Origin of the sequence: Dyella sp., from assembly GCF_036746095.1 — a bacterium.
Taxonomy (GTDB): Bacteria; Pseudomonadota; Gammaproteobacteria; order Xanthomonadales; family Rhodanobacteraceae; genus Dyella_B.
In genome coordinates this window covers 1-22156 of sequence record NZ_DAIOEU010000016.1, presented here as the reverse complement: position 1 = coordinate 22156, position 22156 = coordinate 1, and the positions used below count along the sequence as shown (strand labels likewise).

At 61.4% G+C, this 22156-nt stretch carries 15 protein-coding genes; 5 read left to right on the top strand and 10 right to left on the bottom strand.

Annotation, left to right across the window (positions count from 1 at the left end; genetic code table 11):
* The first annotated feature begins 19 nt into the window (after positions 1-19).
* Positions 20-3208: an efflux RND transporter permease subunit gene (locus V7M64_RS09235; protein ID WP_333678775.1), complete on the top strand. Its 3189-nt coding sequence runs from the start codon at positions 20-22 to the stop codon at positions 3206-3208.
* A 116-nt stretch (positions 3209-3324) separates the two neighbouring features.
* Here the strand turns inward: V7M64_RS09235 and V7M64_RS09230 are convergent, their stop codons facing one another.
* Entirely contained in the window at positions 3325-8736 is a 5412-nt protein-coding gene (locus V7M64_RS09230; protein ID WP_333678773.1) for a fibronectin type III domain-containing protein, read from the bottom strand.
* A gap of 376 nt (positions 8737-9112) precedes the next feature.
* Here V7M64_RS09230 and V7M64_RS09225 point away from each other — a divergent pair, with 376 nt between their 5' ends.
* From V7M64_RS09225 to V7M64_RS09210, 4 genes are all read left to right on the top strand, one after another.
* Positions 9113-9652 carry a tail fiber protein gene (locus tag V7M64_RS09225; RefSeq protein WP_333678771.1) on the top strand — a complete coding sequence of 180 codons (540 nt, stop codon included), beginning with the start codon at positions 9113-9115 and terminating at the stop codon, positions 9650-9652.
* Between the two features lie 39 nt (positions 9653-9691).
* Positions 9692-10225 carry a tail fiber protein gene (locus tag V7M64_RS09220; protein ID WP_333678769.1) on the top strand — a complete coding sequence of 178 codons (534 nt, stop codon included), beginning with the start codon at positions 9692-9694 and terminating at the stop codon, positions 10223-10225.
* Positions 10226-10254: 29 nt separating this feature from the next.
* The gene (locus V7M64_RS09215) at positions 10255-10782 is read left to right on the top strand and encodes a tail fiber protein (protein WP_333678767.1); all 528 of its coding nucleotides are present in this window, start codon (positions 10255-10257) and stop codon (positions 10780-10782) included.
* Between the two features lie 82 nt (positions 10783-10864).
* A complete protein-coding gene (locus V7M64_RS09210) occupies positions 10865-11434 on the top strand; it encodes a GNAT family N-acetyltransferase (protein ID WP_333678765.1) in 570 nt (189 codons plus the stop codon).
* Here V7M64_RS09210 and V7M64_RS09205 read toward each other — a convergent pair.
* The 9 genes from V7M64_RS09205 to glnA all read right to left on the bottom strand — a co-directional run.
* Positions 11416-11709 (bottom strand): hypothetical protein, encoded by a 294-nt coding sequence (locus tag V7M64_RS09205; RefSeq protein WP_333678764.1) that lies wholly within the window; start codon positions 11707-11709, stop codon positions 11416-11418. The genes V7M64_RS09210 and V7M64_RS09205 overlap by 19 nt on opposite strands.
* A 149-nt stretch (positions 11710-11858) precedes the next feature.
* A complete protein-coding gene (locus V7M64_RS09200) occupies positions 11859-13205 on the bottom strand; it encodes a hypothetical protein (protein ID WP_333678763.1) in 1347 nt (448 codons plus the stop codon).
* A 174-nt stretch (positions 13206-13379) separates the two neighbouring features.
* Positions 13380-13829: a DUF3617 family protein gene (locus V7M64_RS09195; RefSeq protein WP_333678762.1), complete on the bottom strand. Its 450-nt coding sequence runs from the start codon at positions 13827-13829 to the stop codon at positions 13380-13382.
* Positions 13830-13899: 70 nt separating this feature from the next.
* Complete coding sequence (locus tag V7M64_RS09190) at positions 13900-15927, bottom strand: alkaline phosphatase family protein (RefSeq protein WP_333678759.1); 2028 nt, start codon at positions 15925-15927, stop codon at positions 13900-13902.
* 209 nt (positions 15928-16136) lie between these two features.
* On the bottom strand, positions 16137-17786 hold the full coding sequence (locus V7M64_RS09185) for a multicopper oxidase domain-containing protein (protein WP_333678757.1): 1650 nt from the start codon (positions 17784-17786) through the stop codon (positions 16137-16139).
* A 149-nt stretch (positions 17787-17935) separates the two neighbouring features.
* On the bottom strand, positions 17936-18463 hold the full coding sequence (locus tag V7M64_RS09180) for a lipocalin-like domain-containing protein (RefSeq protein ID WP_333678756.1): 528 nt from the start codon (positions 18461-18463) through the stop codon (positions 17936-17938).
* A 302-nt stretch (positions 18464-18765) separates the two neighbouring features.
* Positions 18766-20565, bottom strand: coding sequence for an alpha-L-fucosidase (locus tag V7M64_RS09175; protein WP_333678755.1), 1800 nt, complete (start codon positions 20563-20565; stop codon positions 18766-18768).
* Between the two features lie 127 nt (positions 20566-20692).
* Positions 20693-21016 carry a UPF0149 family protein gene (locus V7M64_RS09170; protein ID WP_333678753.1) on the bottom strand — a complete coding sequence of 108 codons (324 nt, stop codon included), beginning with the start codon at positions 21014-21016 and terminating at the stop codon, positions 20693-20695.
* Positions 21017-21127: 111 nt separating this feature from the next.
* On the bottom strand, positions 21128-22156 hold a 1029-nt coding region (gene glnA / locus V7M64_RS09165), incomplete at its 5' end, for a type I glutamate--ammonia ligase (protein WP_333678751.1).

The window sequence follows — 22156 nt, the reverse complement described above, 5'->3', positions numbered from 1 at the left end:
CGCACACGCGGGTGGCGGCATGAATGTTTTCGAGCCGATCATCCGCCGACCGAAGGGTACCTCGTTGTTGGCGATCGGCCTGGTGCTGGCGGGCTTCTGCGCTTATCTGCTGATCGGCATCGCGTCGTTTCCTTCGCTGCAATTTCCTGTCATAGCAGTAGCTTCCTTGTTACCCGGCTCCAACGCGCAAACCGTGGCGTCGACGGTAACCGCACCGCTCGAGCGCCAGCTGGGCCGCATTCCCGGCATCCAGCAAATGACCTCCGATTCGAACGCGGGCGGCTCGCTGATCCTGATCCAGTTCGACATGTCGCGCAAAGCCGACCAGGCCGCGCGCGACGTGCAGGCCGCGCTCAACGCGGCAGCGCCCGATCTGCCCGCCGTGATGGCCTTGTCGCCGCCGCAGTATTTCAAGAACGACACCTCGCAGATTCCGGTGCTGCTGATCTCCATGACGTCCACCAGCATGCCGCCGGACAAGCTCTACGACCTGGCCAACACGCTGATGCTGCCGGCGGTGGCGCAAGTCACCGGCGTATCGCAGGCACAGCTGATCGGCGGCTCGCCGCACGCCGTGCGCATCTCGTTGAACAACAGTGCGTTGACGGCCAAGGGCCTGACCGCCAATGACATCGCCAACGTGCTGCGGGCCGCCAACGTCGCCTCGCCGCAAGGCATCCTGAGCGATGGCATGACGCAGATGACGGTGTCGGCCAATGACGGCCTGCAGACGCCGGCCGATTTCGCCGCGCTGGTCATTGCCAAGCAGAACGGCGTGCCGGTTCATCTTTCCGACGTCGCCACGATCAGCAACGGCCAGCAGGATTCCACCCAGGCGGCCTGGTTCAACAACAAGCACGGCGTGATCATGCAGGTGCAAAAGCGTTCCGATGCGAACGCCGTGCAAGTGGTGCAAGCCATCCGCGATGCATTGCCGCGATTGCAGAAGCTGGTGCCGGCCGACGTGCAGATCACGCCGATTTTCGACCTGACACTCTCCACCAAATCCGCGTTGCACGAAGTGGAGATCGCCTTGCTGATCAGCATCGTAATGGTGGCGCTGGTGATGCTGCTGTTCCTCAGGCGCCTTCGTCCCACCCTTATCGCCATGCTCAGCGTGCCGCTGTCGCTGGCCGGCGCGTTCGTGCTGATGTATGCACTCGGCTTCACGCTCAACATGCTGTCGCTGATTGCGCTGGTGCTGTGCATCGGCTTTGTGGTGGACGATGCGATCGTGGTGATCGAGAACATCTTCCGCCACATGGAGCAGGGAGCCAAGCCGCTGGATGCCGCGTTGACCGGCGTGCGCGAGATTGGTTTTACGGTCATCTCGATCACGCTGTCGCTGGTGGCCGTGTTTGCGCCGATGGTGTTCGGCAACAGCCCGATGGTGATGCTGATGCGTGAGTTTTCGGTCACGCTGATCGCCACGATCGTGATTTCGGCGCTGGTGTCGCTCACGCTTACGCCCGCCTTGTGCGGCCGCTACCTGGTGGAAGAAACGCGCAAGCCGAGCGCACCCAGCAAGCTGGAAATGGCGGTCGAACGGCTGGATCGCTGGCTGCTGCGCATCTATGAGCGCGCACTGGATTGGGCGATGCGCCATCGGCGCGTGATGCGCTGGCAACCGCTGATCTTGCTGGTGTTGACGGTCGGGCTGGCGATGGCCGTGGTGAAGACGGCCGGCGGTGCGCTGATGCCGGAAGGCGATACCGGCATGCTGCAGGCGGACATGGTGGCCGACCCGAACATCTCGCCTGGCCTGCTTGCCAAGCGTACCCAAGCCGTACAGGCGGTGATGCTGGCCGATCCGGCCGTGCTTGACGTGGCTGCATTCCTGGGCGGCAACAACACCAATGGCGCGGTCGGCAACGAGGCGTCATTCTTCATCGACCTCAAGCCGCGCGGCGATGGTCCCGGGCAGCGCCATGAGGCGGCAGACAAAGTGATCAAGCGCCTCACCGCGCAATACAAGAAGCTGACCGACGTCAATGTCGCCGTCACCAGCCTGGGTTTTTTCAACGGTGGCGGCGGCAGTCGTGCGAAAGGCCAGTACGCCTTCTCGCTCACCAGCACCACCAGCCAGCCCTTGCAGCAACCGACGCTGCATCTGGCGCAGGTGATGCGCAAGATGAAACAGTTCAAGGACGTGAGCACCAGCTTCGACAACATCGGCAAACAGCAACTGGTCGAAATCGACCGCGACGCGGCGTCGCGCCTGCAGGTGAATATCGGGCAGATCGATCAGGCGTTGACCGACGCATTCGGGCAGACGCCGGCATCGGTGATCTACTCCGACATCAACCAATACCAGGTGATCCTGGTGGCGGACAACGCTCATTCGCTCAGCCCCGCCACCTTGCTTAACCTCTATGTGCGCAGCAATACCCACAAGATGGTGCCGCTCTCGGCCATGGTGCATGTTCGCCCGCGCATCGAACCCATCGACATCCAGCATTACAACCAGTTGGAAGCGGCAAGCATCAACTACAACCTCGCCGACGGCGTGAGCCAGGCCGACGGCCTGAAGTACGTCGATCAAGCGATGTTCGCCGCGCGACTGCCGGCCGGCGTGATGAAGCAATACACCGGCGACAACCAGAAACTGCTGGAGGCGGCCACCAATGCGCTGATCCTGTTCATCGCCGTGATCCTGGCGATGTACATCGTGCTGGGCATGCTCTACGAAAGCCTGATCCACCCGTTGACCATTCTGTCGACGTTGCCTGCCGCAGGCATGGGCGCTTTCCTGGCCATGCTGATCACCCATACGCAGCTGAGCACGATGTCGGTGATCGCCGTGCTGATGCTGATCGGCATCGTGAAAAAGAACGCGATCCTGATGGTGGACTTCGCCCTCGTCGCCGAACGCGAAGGCGGCCTTTCGCCGCCGGAAGCGATTCGCGAAGCCGCACTGGTGCGTTTTCGTCCCATCACCATGACCACCTTGGTGGCAATGGGTGCCGCGCTGCCATTGGCGATCGGCTTCGGCATCGGTTCTGAAATGCGCCAGCCGCTTGGCATCGCGATCCTAGGTGGCTTGTTCGTGTCGCAACTGCTGACCTTGCTCAGCACGCCGGCGATTTATTTGTGGCAATACGATCGGCATGCGCGCAAGGCTGCACGCAGGGCGCGGCGCGAGGAGAAGCGCCGCCCACGACCGTTGGGAAAACCGGTTGCCACGCCCGAGGCAAGCAGGCTCGGCTGAGAATGCCGGCCTTGCCATCCACTCCGGCGCGCTGGGCTCGGCTCCTCCACGCGCCGCCTCCATGCCGCCGTCGTTCCCGCGAAGGCGGGTGTGGCGGCGGCACGAAATGACGTCCTCTAAAACTGCTTCTTCACGCCGAACTTGATCATCTGGTCGTGCGCGTGAGGCTCGGCCATGTAGTCGTATTCGGTGCTGATCAGCCAGTTGCTCCACAGGCGCAGGTCGCCGCCGAAGCCTACTTGCACGCTATTGCCGTTGGTGCTGTAGGGATTGGTCAGTACGTTCCAGGATCCGGCCGAAGGAACGAAGGCATAGCTCAACGTGGTGTCCGTCGCGCCCTGGAAGTTGTGGCCCAGCTCAAGCCGGAAGTGCGGAATCAGCACGCCCCAGCTCTGCTTGTACTCGCCGCTCGCACGCAGACCGATGATCGCCTGCGAGTTACGCACCAGCTGGCTTCCATAAGTGAGCGCTTCGGTAACGTCGCCTGTTTCGGAGTAGGCGTTCAAGCGCGACAGCGACCATTGCATGCGGGTGTACGGCGATAGCAGCCAGTTGTGCCACTTGTACTCATAGCCGCCAGTCAAGGAGGCAAACCATTGGTCGCCATAGCGATGGCCGAGCAGATCGTCGCCATAATTCTCGCCGCGGCGCTGGCTTTCGAAACTCAGGCCGCCACCGCCGAGCACACTATCGATATAGGTATTGGCCGAAGGCGCGAAGCTGCCGTACAACGCCGCGCTATAACCCTTCGCCACGCTATGCGTACCGTCGTTGGAGATATCGCTGTTGTCGTGGTTGTAGCCCAGGCTCATGCCGAACACGCTGCTGTTGCCGATGCGCTGATCGACGCCGACGGTCACGGCAATATTGTCCGAATTGAAGCCGGCCGCCTGGCGATACGAATCGAAGCTACCGAAGTTCGCGGTGCCGCCGATCCACACGCCCAGTCCTTGCGGGCCGCCCTTCGTCACGCTAGTCGACGCCGGGCCGGACGAAGTATCGGCGGGCAAGCTCGTACCATCCGGCGCTTCGCCGGCGCCGATGCCTGGGCGCATAAAGCCGTTGCGCCGTGGCCACATGGCTGCCGTCGCGCCGTCTGCCTGTTGACCGTTCTGCGGTTGACCGGGCAATCCATTGGCATCGGCACCGCCACTCATCGGCTTGCCATCGAGGCTCACGGACAAAGTGTTGCTGAACAGCGAACCGCCGCCGTCGTGCAGGCCTTCGAGGCGTCCGCGGATATTGTCGAGCTGGCTCTGCGCGAACATTTCCGCTTCATTGGTCTGCGCATTGATCAAACCGAGCACATCCGGATTCCTGGACGGATCGGGCTGCTTGGTGACCAGCACCAGCACATCGACCGTGACCGGGCTGCCGCCGGCGGAGGCGAGCACCGCCGTGATCTGCACCATGCCGGTAAAGCTGCCGGTGGGTGTAAAGGTCAGCGCGGTGGGCTGGTTGAGCGAGACATTGCCGGCGCTGGCCGGCGACAGGCCCAGCAGGCTCGAGCCGCTATACGTACCCGGCACGATGCTGCCCAGGTTCACCGACACCGGCGTACCGGGCGATGTGATCACCGTCTTGGTATAGCCGCTGGCCTTGCCCGCCGCCGTGACTGTTACGGTGATACTGGCGGGCTGCGACTGGCCGAAGTTGTTCGACACCACGTAGTTGAAGGTATCGGTACCGACGAAGCCGGCCGCTGGTGTATAGGTAATCTGCTGGCCGTTGGTGGTGGCGTTGCCATGGGCGGGCTGCGTCGCCACGCCGACACCGAGGTACGGCTGTGGACCGGTGGCACCTTCGATCGCCTGGATCAGCACGGCGGTGCCGGTCGTGGTGGAAACGGTATGGCTCGCCGCCTGCGGTACCGCGGAAGGCACGACTGTGACCGTCACCGTCGCCGGTGCAGAGCTGCCGCCAGGATTGGTCGCTGTGTAGGTAAAGCTATCGGTGCCACCATAGAACGTGGATGAAGGCGTGTAGGTGACGCTTTCGCCTGACACCGACGCGGTGCCGTGCTGCGGTGCCTTGGCGATCGCCACCGAGGTCACGTCGATACCGACGATCTTGCTACTGAGGTTGATCGTTGCCGCGGTGTTGTAGTTGGTATTCGCGCTGACATCGCTGACGGTGGGCGGCGGCGGATTGGTGATCGTCACCGCCAGCGTCGCCTGCGGCGCGGCCACATGGCTGCCGTCACCGGCCTGGTTGGCGGTGACGTTGCAGGTACCGGCCGACAGCGTGGTAACCGTGCTGCCCTGGATCGAACACACTGATCCAGGTGGGTTCGCCACGGCAAACACCAAGGGGCTGCTCGAACCGGTACCGGTAGCCGATACCGTGAAAGTACCGCCTGGCTTGAATACCGGTGCAGCCGGGTTGGCCACGAAGTTGGTGATCGACGCGGCCGCCTTGGGCGTCACGCTGTTGGAGGCCGCGGAAGCCACGCTGGTGCCGGCCGCATTGGTCGCGGTCACCGTGAACGTGTAAGCCGTACCGTCGGCAAGACCGCTCACCGTGCAAGGCGAATTGGCGCAGGTACCCGTGATACCGCCCGGACTGCTGGTGGCGGTGTAGCCGGTGATCGCATCGCCGCCGGTCACGGTGGGCGGCGTAAACGTCACCGTGGCCTGTGCATCGCTGGCGGTGGCGGTGCCGATCGTCGGTGCGGCCGGCGCCACGCCGGCAATCGAGAACGACTGCGTGACTTGCGCCGCCGCCAGATACGCACCGTTACCGGCCTGGTTGGCATTGATGGTGCAGGTTCCCGGCGTCACGGTGGTCAGCACACCGCCGGAAGTGACGGTACATACCGCCGTGGTGCTCGACGTGAACGTCACCGGCAGGCCGGAGCTGGCCGTCGCAGTCAAGCTCGGCGTGGTACCGAAATTCTGCGTGCCGGGATTGCTGAAGGTGATCGTCTGGTTGCCCTTCGGCGTCACCGCGTTCGACGCGGCGGACGCACTACCCGTGCCGATGCCGTTGGTCGCCGTCACCGTGAACGTATAGGCAGTGCCGTTGACCAGCCCGGTCACGGTACACGGCGAGGTCGTGCAGGTTCCGACACTGCCGCCCGGACTGCTGGTGGCCGTATAGCTGGTGATCGGCGAGCCGCCTGACGATGCCGGCGCCGTGAAAGTTACCGTCGCTTGCTGATCGCCTGCGGTCGCCGTGCCGATGGTGGGCGCACCCGGCACCACCGCGTTGACGGTGAACGACTGGCTGACTTGCGGCGCAGGCAGATAGGTACCGTTGCCAGCCTGGTTGGCATTGATGGTGCAGGTGCCGGCGGTGAGGAAGGTCAGCGTGCCGCCGCTGGTGATGGTGCACACCGCGGTCGTGCTCGAGCTGAAGCTCACCGTCAGGCTGGAGCTGGCCGTGGCCGTCAGCGTCGGCGTGGTGCCGAAGTTCTGCGCACCCGGATTATTGAAGGTAATCGTCTGCGCCGACTGCGGTGTCGTGCTGCTCGATGCCGCCGATGGCGCACCGGTGCCGGCCGAGTTGGTGGCGGTCACCGTAAAGGTGTAGGCCGTGCCGTAGGTAAGGCCGGTCACGAGGCAAGGCGAATTGGCGCAAGTACCCGTCAGGCCACCCGGGCTGCTGGTGGCGGTGTAGCCGGTGATCGCAGCGCCGCCGTTGAACGCCGGCGCCGTAAAGTTGACCGTCGCCTGTTGCGCGCTGGTGGTGACCGCACCGATGGTGGGCGCACCCGGCACCACCGCGTTGACGGTGAACGACTGGCTCACCTGCGGTGCGGCGCTGTACGTGCCATTGCCGCTCTGATTGGCGTTGATGGTGCAGCTGCCGGTAGTGATAAAGGTCAGCGCGCCGCCGCTGGTGATGGTGCATACCGCGGTCGTGCTCGAGCTGAAGTTCACCGTCAGGCCGGAGCTGGCCGTGGCCGTCAGCGTCGGCGTGGTGCCGAAATTCTGCGTGCCTGGATTATTGAAGGTAATCGTCTGCGTCGCCTGCGGCGTCGCACTGTTCGAGGCCGCCGATGGCGCGCCGGTACCGACGCCGTTGGTCGCCGTCACCGTAAAGGTATAGGCGGTACCGTTGGTAAGACCGGTCACCACGCACGGCGAATTGGCACAGATACCCGTCAGGCCGCCCGGGCTGCTGGTGGCGGTGTACTGGGTGATCGCCGCACCCCCGGTAAAGGCCGGGGCGGTAAAGCTGATCGATGCCTGCGCACTGCTAGCCGTGGCCGTGCCGATAGTGGGCGCACCGGGTACGACCGCCGCGACGGTAAAGGTCTGTGGCACGGTCGCCGCCGCCGAATAGGTGCCGTTGCCCGCCTGGTCCGCATTGATGGTGCAGCTGCCGGCGCTGATAAACGTAAGCGCGCCGCCGCTGGTGATCGTGCATACGCCGGTCGTGGTCGACGAGAATGTCACAGTCAGGCCGGAGCTGGCCGTGGCGGTAAGCGTCGGCGTGGTGCCGAAGTTCTGCGTGCCCGGATTGGCGAAGGTAATCGTCTGCGTCGCCTTCGGCGTCACGCTGTTCGATGCCACCGACGCCGGACCGGTGCCGTCCCCATTGGTCGCCGTGACCGTGAAGGTATAGGCGGTGCCGTTGGTCAGGCCGGTGATCACATGACTGAGCGAGGTCGAACCGGCATTCGAATCAATGCCGCCGGCGGGGCTGGAAACCACCGTGTAACCGGTGATGGGCGAGCCGTTATTGTTGGCTGCGCTGAAGGTCACGGTGGCCTGCGCCGGGGCGGCGCTGGTGGCGCTTACGCCGGTCGGCGCACTGGGCACGGTCGATGGCGTAACGCTGTTGGACGCCGCCGACGGCGTGCTCGTACCGACAGCGTTGGTGGCAGTAACCGTGAAGGTATAAGCCGTCCCGTTGGTGAGGCCGGTGACCGTACAGGGTGATGCGGCGCAACTGCCGGTGAGTCCCCCCGGACTCGACGTAGTGGTATAGCCGGTGATGGGAGAACCGCCATCATTGCCTGGTGCGGCGAACGTTATCGAGGCTTGTCCGTTGCCGGCCGTTGCGGTACCGATGGTCGGTGCATCGGGAGCGTTGGCAACAATGTGGATAGTGACGTTGGCCGTGTTGTTGTAGACCGTCGTCCCGCCGTCGTCGCCATAAAACGCAATCGACTCCGTATAGCCGGTCGAAACGGCGGAGGTCGGCGTATACAAGATCCACTCGTTGCCATTGGCGTCGTATTCGAGTGTGTAAGTGCCATGCTGCCCGGCGATTTGGTCACCTGGATTGCCCGGGTTGGTTCCCACTGCCGTCGCGTTCGGCGTTGACTGAATATCGCCGTTCGGACTGCAAGGCCCATATGGCCCAGGCAAGTCATAGCGCTGCGATGTCCCGAGCGGGCTGGCGTTGAAGGTAATCGCCACGGTGCAGCCGGTCGCGGTCGTATAGGCCGCCGCTTCACGGGGCCAAAGGCCCCCCAGCATCATCAGGGCCAACAGCAAACCCATGCTGAAAACAGAAGTGATTGCACCCAATAGCCGAGCGCACGCCGCACGATGGCGAACGAAATCCGTGTGAATCATGGTCCCTACCCCTGAGACAACCTACAACGCCTGGCGCGCCTAAGCGGACGCGCTAATGCCGCGCATAGACGCGTAGCGAGAAAAAACCTGTAATCCCCAATACAACACGAAGCTCGAGCAATTGGCCTGCTGCTGCTCGCAAGCCCCACTCAACGGTGCATAACGTCGTGGACAAGATGCCTACAAGTCAAGTGTTATCTTCGTCACGGTTTCATCACATTTGCCGGACCGGGCACGGCTAACATTCGAGCGCCCTCGCAGGGGTTTGCTGGAGCGAGGGCATCGCTGGACATATGCCGCAACCGTGACATTCGCCCCAAGCGTGGCGTCTCGCGGTGTCAAAGCATTGCAACTATCCATAACAGGGGGAAGTCGCATGTCGGAATTTTATATCGGTCAGATCATGATGACCGGCTTTGGTTTTGCCCAACGCGGTTTTGCACTATGCAACGGGCAGCTCTTGCCCGTTCAACAAAACACAGCACTGTTTTCGTTGCTCGGCGTGCAATACGGCGGCAACGGTACGACTAACTTTCAATTGCCCGATCTGCGGGGGCGCACGCCTACGGGCAGCGGTCCTTCGGCGGATCCGGGTTGGCAGCCATCTCCTTATACGATCGGGGAAGTAGGTGGCGTGGAGTCAGTCACTCTTACGGGTACGCAGCTACCGATGCATACCCATCCGGTCAACGCGACCACTGGCACGGGCAACAGCAAGATCCCGACGAATGCGCTTTTGGGTACGAGCAACAACACCACCATTCCGGTATTCGCAGCCGGGGGCACCAACACCGTCCCGCTCTATCCCGCAACCATCGGCATGACGGGTGGATCCGGCCCGCACAGCAATATGCAGCCGTTTCGCGTCATCAATTTCAATATCGCTCTCACCGGCATATATCCATCACGCAGCTGATGGCTTGATGACTCATTCGTTTTCGGGAGGAGAACCAACGTGACGACACCTTACGTCGGCGAAATACGCCTATTCGCATTCCAACGCATCCCCACCGGCTGGATGGCCTGCGATGGCAGCCTGCAGTCCATCGCCAATTACCAGGTGCTGTATACCTTGCTCGGCACCACTTACGGCGGCGATGGCGTAAACACCTTTGCGCTGCCGGATCTGCGCGGCCAGGCGCCGCTGCACCAGGGTACCGGCCTGGGTCTGACGCCCCGCGTGCTCGGCCAAGTGGGCGGCAGTGAAAATGTCACCTTGCTGAGCAGCCAGATGCCGGCGCACAACCATAATTTCATGGTTACCACCAACGCCGCGAGCGCTGTATCGCCGGGCGCGACGGTGCAACCTGGCACCTTGCCCAGCGACCATCTTTATCTGCAAAACATTAGCGGAACACCTACAGTCGACCCCATGGCCGCAAACATGATCGGGCAGTCGGGCGGAAATCTGCCGCACAACAACCTCATGCCTACGTTGACGCTGTCTTTCTGCATTGCCTGGGAAGGGATTTTCCCCTCACAGAGCTGACAACTGCGCAAGCTTATTCGGAGAACGGCATGACCACACCTTTTGTTGGCGAAGTACAAGTCTTCGGTTTCAGCTTTGCGCCCGTTGGTTGGGCCCTGTGCAACGGCGCGACCTTGAATGTCTCGCAATACTCGACGCTCTATTCCTTGCTTGGCACCGCTTACGGCGGCAACGGGACGACCACATTCCAATTGCCCAACCTGACCACGCGTGCGCCGTGTAGCCAGGGCACGGGACTGGGGTTGTCGCAACGCGTCATCGGAGAGGCGTTCGGCGAAGCGGCGCATACGTTGATAACCAACGAGATGCCTATGCATATCCATTCGGCACAAGGGTTTGGTGGCACCGGTACGCGCTCATCGCAGCCTGCTGCCAATGCGGCGCTGACCAGCTCTGGCCTGTTCGAGGACTACAACAACAATCAGCAGCCCAATACCACGCTGCTACCCACCGCGATGAGTACCTACGGCGGCAATCAGCCGCACGAAAATCGCCAGCCTTTTCTCGCCGTGAACTTCTGCATCGCCTTGAACGGCGCCTATCCGCAGTTTTCTTGATGCTTTTGGGCACGCAGCAGGCCGGCTCCGCGACCCCATCGCTCCAGCCTGTTGCGTGCTCTGACCTGATGTATTCCGTCACGTGCAGACACTTGCTGCGTTTCCGCCCAAGCAGATCTTTGCCACTGAACTACCGCCACAGCTCCGGCGTGAGGGCTACACCCTGCGCTGGGTGGCGGAAAGTGATGGTGTGTTCTTGCGAGCGCTTTATGCGTGTTCGCGCGCTGAAGAACTGGCTCTCGTCGAATGGCCCGATGGCGCCATGGCTGCATTCCTTGATAGCCAATTTGCGTTACAGCACCGGCATTTTGTGCATTACTTCGCCGACGCTGAATTCCTGATCCTGGAATACCAAAACGAACCGATTGGCCGTCTTTATGTTTCGCGCCAAAAAGCAGATTGGTTGGTGATCGACATCGGACTTATGCCGGCCTATCGCGGAAAAGGTTTGGGCAGCGCGCTTTTGACGCAGTTGCTTGCAGCAGCGCAACGAAACGGAGCATGCAGCGTGGCGCTGCATGTGGAGCAACGCAATGTTCGAGCCCATCATCTTTATCGAAGATTAGGTTTTCGCGATGAATCCCTGGAAGGTTTTCATCAACTCATGCGCTGGCGCGTCCCAGGCGGCGACGTTCAATTGAACACTGCCTGATAGACAAATCCGTCCTGATTGCGCGCCACCGGCACCAGGAAGATGCCGAAGTCGCCGACCCCCGGATTTTCCATCTGATAAATGCGCTGCGGAAACAACACCGCTGAGGTGTGATGGAACAACAGCGAGAACGGCGCACGCACCATGCCGGGCACGGCCGCGGCTGGCAATGGCCGTGCTTCGACCAATACGAACGGCGATTTGCCGTGGCCAAGGTCTACGGTAAAGGTTTCGTTGATGCGGCTGGCAAAATGTTCCAGCGTGAGAATTTGCACGCCACATTCCCCTTGTGGTTCGGCGATGACACCAGTGTCGCATGGAAGCACTATGCGCGACAGCTTCGGCAACGCACTGCGCAAATCGGATATTGCACATAAGCGTGCCGAGCTGAGCGCACGCGCCCAGCTCGGCATCTGCTTTTCGATCAATGAATTTCGTTAAGCGCCGGATCGCGCTCCACCTTGAACACCTTGGCCGGCGGCGTGGCCGATTTCAGCAACTTGAGGTGGAAGTTGCGCGCCTGCTGGCAGGCATTGCCGCCACCTACGAATACGCCGCCCTGGTCACATTTCCAGTCGTAGAAGTTGGCGATGCCTCCAGCAAGCTGCAGGCTGTAGTCGGTGCTGAGCGCTGCCGCGTCGAACGGCACGCCAGCTTCTTCGTTCTGGAACCAGCGCATCCATTCTTTCGAACCTACGGGCGGTATTTTGTCCGGCGCCTGGAAGGTGGGATTCATTGGCGAAAGCTGCGGACTTTCCCCGGTCATATGGCAACTCATGCATGAGCTGACCGGATTGTCCACCGGACCATTGAGGCGCCCATTCCAGCCCAGATGCGTAGGCGGCAGTTCAGGACGCGCGTTGATCGCCGACTCCGTAATCGTTGGATTGATCCTGGTTACGGTAGGTTGCTTGTTGGTGTAGTCGTTGCGGTTGTTTTGCGGATCGTTGCCCCACATCACACCCACCGGCACGAGGTTGTCCCAGCCCGGTTTGCCGGTGACCGCGCCGTTGTATTGGAAGGTGCCGAAGATCCAGCCCGTGCCCGGTACGCGGCTGTCACGTACGGCGAAATCCATCTGGATAAGGGCGACATTCTTGATCTCGCGGTTGGCCGAGTCAAAACTGTCGGTGACATAGGCTTGCCACAACACGGGATTGACGAGGAAAGGTACTTGCTTGAGATCGATGTCCGCGAACAATGCTTTGCACACCACCGTGCCGTCATGAAAGCTGTTTGGCTTGGATGTGACAGCGGGATCGGGGTCCTGCGGGTTCTTCCACACCTGGCCGATGGTGTAGCCGCCAACGTCGTTGTAGATGCCCACCGCAAACGTCTGACCCGTGGCGATTTGTGTGGGTGCAAGCTGCCTGGACTGGATCTGTGCTTCCTTGGTTAGCCCATGAATGCCTTCACGTCCCAGCGGCCCGTAGTGCTGCCACGGTGCGTGATACCAATGGCGGATCGTGTTCTTCTGCACGTACCAATCGTTTTCGACGTTGCCTTCCAGGCAGTACTGCTTGACCGCTTCCACGTATGGTCGCCACTGCTCGAAATTGTTGGTGAGCTTGGCGGGCAGCAGCTTGAAGAATGCCGGCACCGGTCCGCTCGGCAGCGTCGCCGGATAATTCTGACTCAGCTGGAACAGCGGCCCTTTGTACGTCGCCGGCGGTTGATAGCCGTAATCCGGAAAGGTACCCGCATTGACCACAGCACTTGTTACGACCAGCGCCGCAACGGCACCGGCCTTTACGCCTTTGGCGAAAAGCATATGTTGTACCCCCTCTGTCGGTCGTCCTCACACGGGCATTGCGCCCGTGCACGATGTCCGGCGTGACGCTGGCCCGGACAGCCATCCAACGCTCCATCGCGGCGTAACTTGAGCCCGGGGATGTCGTGGAAACGTGAAAACGCGACGGCTACAAGGAGGGCAACTTCTGAGTGATCAGTCGGCAGGTCCCGTGCATGCCGCCACACGCTGGCCTTCAATAGCCAGCACCTGCTTGCCATCCAGCACCACCTTGCCGGCGTAATGCTGGGCAGAATCCAGCTGCACGTGCGCCATGCCCTTGTGCGCGTCGCAGCTGACTTGCCATGCCAATGCGGTGCTGGTGCGATGTTCCGCGCTGCGTTGGCAATTGGCTTGCGGCTCGACGCTGTCAGCAAACGTCGTCCAGGGATCGGCGCCATCGTAAAGGCACTTCCATTTCACCTGCTCCTTGCCGTCCTGGAGCGTGTGCACGGTGATTTTCCACAGGCCGGGCATGGCCTGGAAATCGGCCGGATCAGCGTGTGCGCCGCTACTGACGACGGTAGATGCGCTGATCAGCATCAAAGCGGCCACGGGATTGGACCAACGACTGAGATAACCGGTGGAGCATGCTAGCAGGCTCATCGTTCACATCACTAAGATTGGAAAAACATGTCCTGCCTGCGTGGCAGGCAGGGCATGTGCGGGAGCTTACTCAGTTTCGCGCGGTACTGTCGCCATCCCAATGGCGATGAAAATTGAACATGTCCATCAGGTCGCCGATGGCCGGTGCGTTGAGCGGCACATACGGGTTGCTGGGCAGCGAGATCGGGTTGGGCAGGTTGTCGCGGCTGCGATGGGAGATGGTTTCGTCCAGGTCCCAGTTCGCTTCCACGAATTTGTCGAAAGACACGTGATCGCCGTACGTATGCACCACGCGGCCACCCTGCGAGTACTTCGACACCACGATCAGCGGAATGCGTGTGCCGTCGCCGAAGAAGTCGATCGGCTGCACGTAGCCGGAGTCGTAGTAGCCGCCACCTTCATCGAAGGTGATCATGATGGCGGTGTTGTCCCATAGCTTCGGATTGGCCTTCACCGCGTCGATGATCTTCTGCGCATAGCCTTCGAACAGCTCCAGCTTGGACGAGGCTGGATGGCCGTCCAGCAGTCCATCCGGCTTGGCGATGGCTACGGCCGGCAGGGTGCCGTTCTGGATGTCGCTATAGAGGTTGTTGAGGTCCTGGTTGTGCGCACGCAGGGCCGGGTTGGTCATGATCTGCGTGGAATACAGGAACGGATCGCAGATGTTGCAGAAGCTGCCGGCTTCGCCGTCTTCCTTGCCGCCGTCCCAGCCTTCGCCGTAGTACTTCCAGCTGACGTGTTTACGCGAGAGCAGCAAACCAAGGTTCTGCTGCCGGGTCGGCGGAATGGTGAACTGGTCGGCGCCCAGCGGTGCGGGCGTGCCATCGCCCAGGTAGCCGGGGTTGTAGTTGTTCACCAGGTAGTACGCACCTTTCTTGCAATCACCATGGCGGAAGGCGTCATACGGCAGGCTCTTGAGATACTTGCGCACGGCGCCGACGCCGGGCTGGCTGTCGTCCGCACAATTCACGTAAGAACCGCCGCTATAGCCATCCTGCTCCCACCAGTTGTTGGTACCCGATTGCGAGTTCGGGTTTTCGACCTGGTTGGACGGCGGCGCGACGGGATTGCCGTTGGCATCTGCGTAATAGATCAGATCGCCGAAACCCAGCATGATGTGGTTGGCGCCCGTGCCGCCCATCACCGACTGGTGGAAGTTGTCGCTGAGCGCGTATTGCTCGGCCAGTTGCTTGAAATACGGCGCATCACCCTGCGCCATGTTCAAGAACTGCATGGAGGTGGAACCTTCGCCGGTGGATTGGTCCGTGAAATTGGCCGGCTGCGTCTTGCCGTTGTTGCCGGCGCCCATGGTCACTTCCACCCACGGGAACAGGTCCGCGCGGCAACCGCTTGGGTTTTTCCATGTCGCATGGTTCATATTGCAATCGAGCTGCTGCCACATCTGGAAGAAGCGGTGCACCGGACTGTTGGCGTAGTCGTTGTAGCTGATCGAGGCGTGCATATCGACCGGCGCATTCGGCAGCGTGGTGGGGAAGCGCGTGTCTTGCACGTCGTTCGGTAGCCCCGTACCACCTTCGGCGAGGAAGGGATAGTAATTCGCCGGCAAAGCCGGTTCGATCGCTTCGGCTTGCGCAACCGACGAAAGATACGCCTGGGTCGGCGCACCGCCGGTGTTCATCGCCGGCAGGTTGGCATACGCGCTGGTGTGCGGGGGCGCGAGCGAATAGTCGCCGGTCTGGCTCGCCTGCCACTGCTGCGCCCTGGCCACGTTAGGGCCGGGCGTGCCGTCGGCTTTCACGACGCCTTCGGATAGCAGGTTCTCGACGCTTTGCCCTTTCGGCGGCGTGTAGGTGGCGAACACGTGATCGAAAGTGCGGTTTTCCCCAATCAGCAGGATCACATGCTTGATCGGCGTGCGGGTGCGGCTGCTCGCGTCCGCGGCATCCGGGTTGTAGAGCGTAATGGCGCCGCCGGGTTGGCCGCTTACGGGCTTGATGGCGGCGGCAGGTACGTTGGCGCGGAATGTTGCGTCATTGGATCGATCGGTGTTCTGCGCATTCGCCACGCCGACGAGGCTGGTGACGAGCGCGCAAAGCACAAAGGGCTTGAACCGGGTACGGCCATACTTCGTGGGCATAGCTGGTGTCTCCTGCTGGCATCTCGCGAACGCCTGCAATCGAGTAATCCCCCTGATTACGGTCTGCGTATCTGACTTACCCCCACAGACCGCCCGGAAGTCTGCGCCTCGCATGTGACGTAACGTTGGCAGCAACGCGACAAGGCGTCATGGCGCGATGACAGTGGTGCGACAAACGTGATGGGTTGCGCTGCACATTGACGCACCCTTTACGAATGCGCGGGCAATACCTCGTACGGCCGCATCATTTCGTTGTCTTCGTGCTCGAGAAGGTGGCAATGCCAAACGTAGCGGCCAGGCTCGCCTTCGAAGCGCATGGCGATGCGCGTGACCATGCCGGAGTCGGCGCGTACCGTATCTTTCCAGCCGAGTTCTTGCGGTTCTGGCGCAATAGGTGGCCCGGTAAATACCAGCTTGCGATGCGCATTCCACGCGAACAGATCGAATGGCCGTCGATCGATCACCTGGAAGCGCACCAGATGCAGGTGGATCGGATGCGCATCGCCGGTAAGGTTGACGAAACTCCAGGTTTCGATGCTGTTCTGGCGCGGATTCTCGGTGACCGGATCGGACCAGCGCTTGCCATCGAGCAGCATCTTCATGGCGTTGCCGTTGGCGTCGTCGCTTTCATTGAGCGTAAGGATGCGATCGTGCACGGCCGTGGTCGGATCGATGCGCGTTACCGGACGCAGCACCATCGGCAAGGTGGATGTATCGCGGCGGCTTGCAGCGCCCACACGAAACTCCAGAATGCCTTGGGACGCGTGCCGCAATTGCAAGGACTTGCCGGCAAAGCTGGCGAAGTCGATCACCACGTCCGCGCGCTCGGCGGGATACAGCTCGACGCGCATGCGTTCCAGCGGGCCCGCCAGCAAGCCTTGATCGCTGGCGATCTGCTGCATGGCTTGATCATGCGACAGCGACAAATCGAAGAAGCTCGTGTTGGCGACATTGATCAAGCGAAACCGATAGCGACGCGGTTCGACGTCCAGATAAGGAAAGACCTTGCCGTTGCACAGCACGAGATTGCCGAGGCACTGCATGACCCACGGTGCATCGGCGTCATCCGACACGGGATAGTAGAGCTGTCCGTCTTGGGCAACCAGCCGATCGCAGAGCATCAACGGAATGTCGTAATCACCCCAAGGCAGATTGAGCGCTTGTTCTTGCGTATCACGCACGATGTAGGCGCCAAACAAGCCGGCATAGATGTTGAGCCGCGTAATGCCCATGGCATGATCGTGGTACCACAGCGTGGCGGCATCCTGACCGTTGGGATAGCGATACAGCGCGGCATGGCCGGGCGTATACCAGTCTTCCGGAAAACCATCCGCCTTGGCCGGCACGCGCGCGCCGTGCACATGCGTGATCGCGCGTACGTCGGGTTTGTCTTTTTCCGCGCCGTGCAGGGTATGGTCAATCGGGAGGAAATGCTGTTGCGGTAACGCATTCACCCATTCGATCAACAGCGGCTCATCGCGTCGTGCTTCGATGGTAGGGCCGGGAAACTGGCCCTGGTAACCCCACAACGGTGTCAGTGGAATATCGCGGTGCAGGCGCACTTTGCATGCTCGCATCTCGATCCGGTAATACGGCAGCGTGCGTCCCGGACGCATCGGATCGGCGCGCTGTTCCGTCGCGTGCGCAATGGCCAGGATGGGCAGCGGATCGACAAATCGCGCAAGCGAGGTCGGGTTGATCAGTGGCACCTTGGGTGCAGCCAAGGTCGCAGCGGTGGTGCGCATGGGCATCGACATCGGCGCGGTGCCGGCCTTCGCCATGCGCCACGCATCGCCTAGCGCACAGGCGCCGACGATGGCGCCGGCACTACGCAGAAAATCACGCCGTGTGACCGTCATCGGGGGTTCGCCTGCCTGCCACTGGGCTCAAGATATTGGCTGAGGCTCTGGAGAGTCATCCAGCCGACACTACGGAACAGGTATGACAGAACTGTGGCAACGGCGCTCCGTCGCCATGAGGCTGGGTCTGCACCCCAGCCTACGCGGACTCAATGACTATCGGCGCCTTCTTCGACACGCTTCCACACCGACACCGGCACATCGCCATTCGGACGCGGCGGCACGCGATAGCTCAACACGCCATCCTTCAATTCATAGTGCCGATGCTGCTCCTGCCCTTCCCAATTGGGAAACGACGCGCCGTCGATATGAAAGATCAATTCTCCGCTTTCCGCGTCCACACGCACCGTGCCGAAGTGCGTGCTGGAACCCATCACGGCTGCCTTGTATTCGGCCTCGCTGCCCTTCGCCTTGTCGCCTGCGCTGAAGCGCGGACGATCCGCGCGGAAGATTTGCAGCGAGTAGCGTCCTTGACCGTCGATAAGCAAGACGCCCTTCGGATTCACGCCGAAGTCGGAGGTGCGCGAGCCGTCTGCATGCAACACGTCAGCGGCAACCAAGGTCCATGTGCCGGCTAAAGGGGAGGTGTTCATCGGCGCTGCAGCAAATGTCGAAGCAGACCAGGCGATCAGCGATATGGCAACCAAACGACTGATGCGTGCGAGTAGCGTGTTCATGGTGGCATGCTCAGGGTGGGGAACACGCAGCTTAGTCTGGCGTCGCGACCGGATGACAGCCGCTGATATATATTTCAGCGATTCGAAAATCCCATGATGGACGCCGTGAAGGCCTTTGTGCTGATCGCCGATATGCACTCGACGCACCGTGCCCAAGGGCACCATCGCTGCCAGCGCCATGCGATGCGCTCGTTGGGCGCGGCGTTCGAAAGCCTTGCAGCGGCGTGCTTTCGTAGGCTGAGATGAAATCCCAGCATTCCGCCATCGAAGCTGGGATTTCATCCCAGCCTCCGATGGGTATCTCAGTGACGCATGGGTAAAACGTCCACCGATTGCACCGTCACCGGCAGCGCCGTGCCCTGCTCGAAAGGCGCCGAGGGTGTCAGCTCCACTTGCATCGCATAAGGGTACGTCGTGCGGTTGCGGCGAACGCGCAACGATGCGCTGCCGGCGTCAGCGCCATGCAAGCTGAGCGGGTAGCGTTGGCCGTCGACCCACACATTCACCTTCGCATTGGCCGCCGCAGCGTTGTAGTGCAGCGTAAGCATGTATTCCGACGTTTGCGCATCCAGCTTCCAGCTCAACTTGTACAACGTGGCGGATGCTTCATAGCCTTCGCCGTTGTAGTTGAGATAATGCTCGGCCTGCGTGGGTTGCAAATGAAAGCTCCCATCCGCAGCGGCAGCGATGATGCTCGGACGAACGTGCAGCGGGCCATTGAACGGCAGCACGATCACCGGCATGAAGTCGTCGACGTTGTCGCCGGCATCCGCCGTTGGCCAATCGGCGAGATGATCCAGCGCGATGCTTACGTCATGGCCATCCCGCTTTACTTCTACCGTTGAATCAGCCGCGCCTAATCGATAGGCGGGGCCGAACGTGGTGTCCGCCAACCCAGGCACACGCAGTTGATGATCGGGCGGCAGCTTTGCCACGAATAGGTAAAGCGCATGCGGACCGACGGTGGCGTAGCCAAAATCCAACGCGGCGAACGGTTGTTTCCGCGTACCGTAAATCGCCTCGCCGTTCTGCTTCAGCCACGTGCCGATGCCCTGCAATACCTGTGCCTCGTACGGCACGACAGCACCATCGCCTTTCGGGCCGATATTGAGGATGTAATTGCCGCCCGCGCTGACCACGCGCACCAACCGCGCGATGTTCTCGCGGATCTTGCCCGGCAGGTCGTTCCGCTCCTGCCATGAGCGATAGCCCCAGGTTTCGGGAAAGATGGACGCGGGCGCTTGCCACGGCAATTCCATCGCGACGTCGGGCTCGGCGTTGTCGCCCATCACCGCAAAGTCGCCGTAGTAGTTCCACACACGGCCGGAGATCATTGTCTGCGGCTGCAACGCATGCACGGTGCGCGCAAAGTGTGCGCTTTGCGCCGGCGTGGGCTTACCCATGTCGAACCAGATTTCGGAGATCGGGCCGTAGTGGCCCAACAGTTCCTTCAATTGCACAACGTTGAAGGCTTCTTGTTCGGAGGTGATCGGATTGCTGTTGCCTTCGATGTACTTGTTGCCGCCCGGGTGATGCCAGTCGATGGTCGAGTAATACACGCCGAACTTCAGCCCGCCGCGTGCACAGGCTTCCGCGAGCTCCTTCACGATATCGCGGTGATAAGGCGTGCCATCCACGGCGTTATAGGAAGTCTCAGCCGTCTGGAACAGGTTGAAACCATCGTGGTGCTTGGCGGTGATCACGATGAATTTCATACCCGCGGCCTTGGCCAGCGCCACGATGGCATCGGGATCGAATTTCTCCGGATCGAATTGCTTGGCGAGCGCTTCGTAGTCCTTCGGTGGAATGGGACCATTGGCGAAAATCTGCTCGCTATAACCGTTGTCCACACGCTTGCCGTTCCACATCCCGCCGGCGATGGAATACAGGCCGAAGTGGATGAACATGCCGAATTTGCGGTCTTGCCAGGCTTTGATGGTTTCGGCGCTGGGGCCGGGCGCCTGCCGTGGCTGTGGTTGATCGAGGGGACGTTGTATCGCAGGGGCGCCGTCAGTAGGTGTGGCCCAAGCACCTTGAACGCAACACGCCGTGGCGATGAGTAGGCAGAGGGCAATTCGCTTGATCGTGCTGGCCTTTCTCATGCGTACGCTCAGCGGTTAAAGCTAGGACCTTGCCATGAAACGAACCTTGTTGGGTAAAACCTCTGGACGATCCAGCCGGGCGATTCAAGCTCTTGATCGATGACTTGGCGCGCCTTGATTTCCGGCGTCATGCTGATCCCACAGTTGTAGGCTGGATTAATCCAGCAAGCGCGCCGTTATGCGAGACGGTGATGCCTGGGACTCCGTGAAGGGTAAGGAACTCCTCTCCCTCTTTTGCACTTTCGAACTGCGGTATGTGCGGCTCCGATTCGCTGAATACGCGTGGCAGCCACTCGCTCGGCGCCACGGTTTCGGGGCCAACCGCAATGGCTGTCAGATAGCCATCGAGCGAAGAGAGGATCATGCCGTCTTCCGGGACGTCACCAATCAGGAGGAGACGGTCCAGGCGCTTGAGTTCCTGGCTGGAGAGTGGCCCGTGCAGGTTCTTCATGATGTGCGGGCTTGGGAGTCGTATCAAAGGGAAGCGATCTTAGCGACGCCATTGCCAAAAACAACAACGGGCGCCGAAGCGCCCGTTGTTTTTCATCACCTACAGCAGCGATCAGATCGCGTAGTACATCTGGAATTCCAGCGGATGCGTGCTGGCGCGGTAGCGCGTCACTTCCTGCATCTTCAGTTCGATGTAGGCATCGATGAAGTCGTCGGTGAACACGCCGCCAGCCTTGAGGAAGTCGCGGTCCTTGTCGAGCGCTTCCAGTGCGGCGTCGAGGCTGGAGCATACCTGCGGGATGTTCTTTTCTTCTTCCGGCGGCAGGTCGTAGAGATCCTTGTCGGCGGGCGCGCCCGGGTCGATCTTGTTCAAGATGCCGTCCAGGCCCGCCATCATCAGCGCGGTGAAGGTGAGGTAGCCGGACTGGATCGGGTCGGGGAAGCGCAGTTCGATGCGGCGGCCCTTCGGGTTGGACACGAACGGAATGCGGCAGCTCGCCGAGCGGTTGCGGGCGGAGTAGGCGAGCATCACCGGCGCTTCGAAGCCCGGCACCAGTCGCTTGTAGCTGTTGGTGGTGGAGTTGGCGAACGCGTTGATCGCCTTGGCGTGCTTGAAGATGCCGCCGATGTACCACAGCGCGAGCTGCGACAGGCCGCCGTACAGATCGCCGGAGAACAGGTTCTTGCCGTCCTTGGCTAACGACTGGTGCACGTGCATGCCGCTGCCGTTGTCGCCGACGATCGGCTTGGGCATGAAGGTGACGGTCTTGCCGTTCTGGTGCGCCACGTTCTTGATGACGTACTTGAGCGTCAGCAGCTCATCGGCCTTGGTCACCAGCGTGTTGAACTTCACGCCGATCTCGCACTGGCCGGCATTGGCCACTTCGTGGTGATGCACTTCCACCACCTGGCCGAGCGATTCCAGCACCTTGCACATGTCGGCGCGCAGGTCGCCGAGCGAGTCGACCGGGCTGACCGGGAAGTAGCCACCCTTCACGCCCGGACGGTGGCCGGTGTTGTTGTCCTCGTACTTGTAGCGCGACGACCACGCGGCTTCTTCGGAGCCGATTTCGTAGAACACGCGGCCCATGTCGTTCTGCCAGCGCACGGAATCGAAGATGAAGAATTCCGGCTCCGGGCC

Coding starts and splice junctions, on each gene's coding strand:
- V7M64_RS09200 (WP_333678763.1), bottom strand. CDS start 13,205: ATGCTTTTCGCCAAAGGCGTAAAGGCCGGTGCCGTTGCGGCGCTGGTC.
- V7M64_RS09215 (WP_333678767.1), top strand. CDS start 10,255: ATGACCACACCTTTTGTTGGCGAAGTACAAGTCTTCGGTTTCAGCTTT.
- V7M64_RS09190 (WP_333678759.1), bottom strand. CDS start 15,927: ATGCCCACGAAGTATGGCCGTACCCGGTTCAAGCCCTTTGTGCTTTGC.
- V7M64_RS09235 (WP_333678775.1), top strand. CDS start 20: ATGAATGTTTTCGAGCCGATCATCCGCCGACCGAAGGGTACCTCGTTG.
- V7M64_RS09180 (WP_333678756.1), bottom strand. CDS start 18,463: ATGAACACGCTACTCGCACGCATCAGTCGTTTGGTTGCCATATCGCTG.
- V7M64_RS09225 (WP_333678771.1), top strand. CDS start 9,113: ATGTCGGAATTTTATATCGGTCAGATCATGATGACCGGCTTTGGTTTT.
- V7M64_RS09185 (WP_333678757.1), bottom strand. CDS start 17,786: ATGACGGTCACACGGCGTGATTTTCTGCGTAGTGCCGGCGCCATCGTC.
- V7M64_RS09175 (WP_333678755.1), bottom strand. CDS start 20,565: ATGAGAAAGGCCAGCACGATCAAGCGAATTGCCCTCTGCCTACTCATC.
- V7M64_RS09195 (WP_333678762.1), bottom strand. CDS start 13,829: ATGAGCCTGCTAGCATGCTCCACCGGTTATCTCAGTCGTTGGTCCAAT.
- V7M64_RS09170 (WP_333678753.1), bottom strand. CDS start 21,016: ATGAAGAACCTGCACGGGCCACTCTCCAGCCAGGAACTCAAGCGCCTG.
- V7M64_RS09230 (WP_333678773.1), bottom strand. CDS start 8,736: ATGATTCACACGGATTTCGTTCGCCATCGTGCGGCGTGCGCTCGGCTA.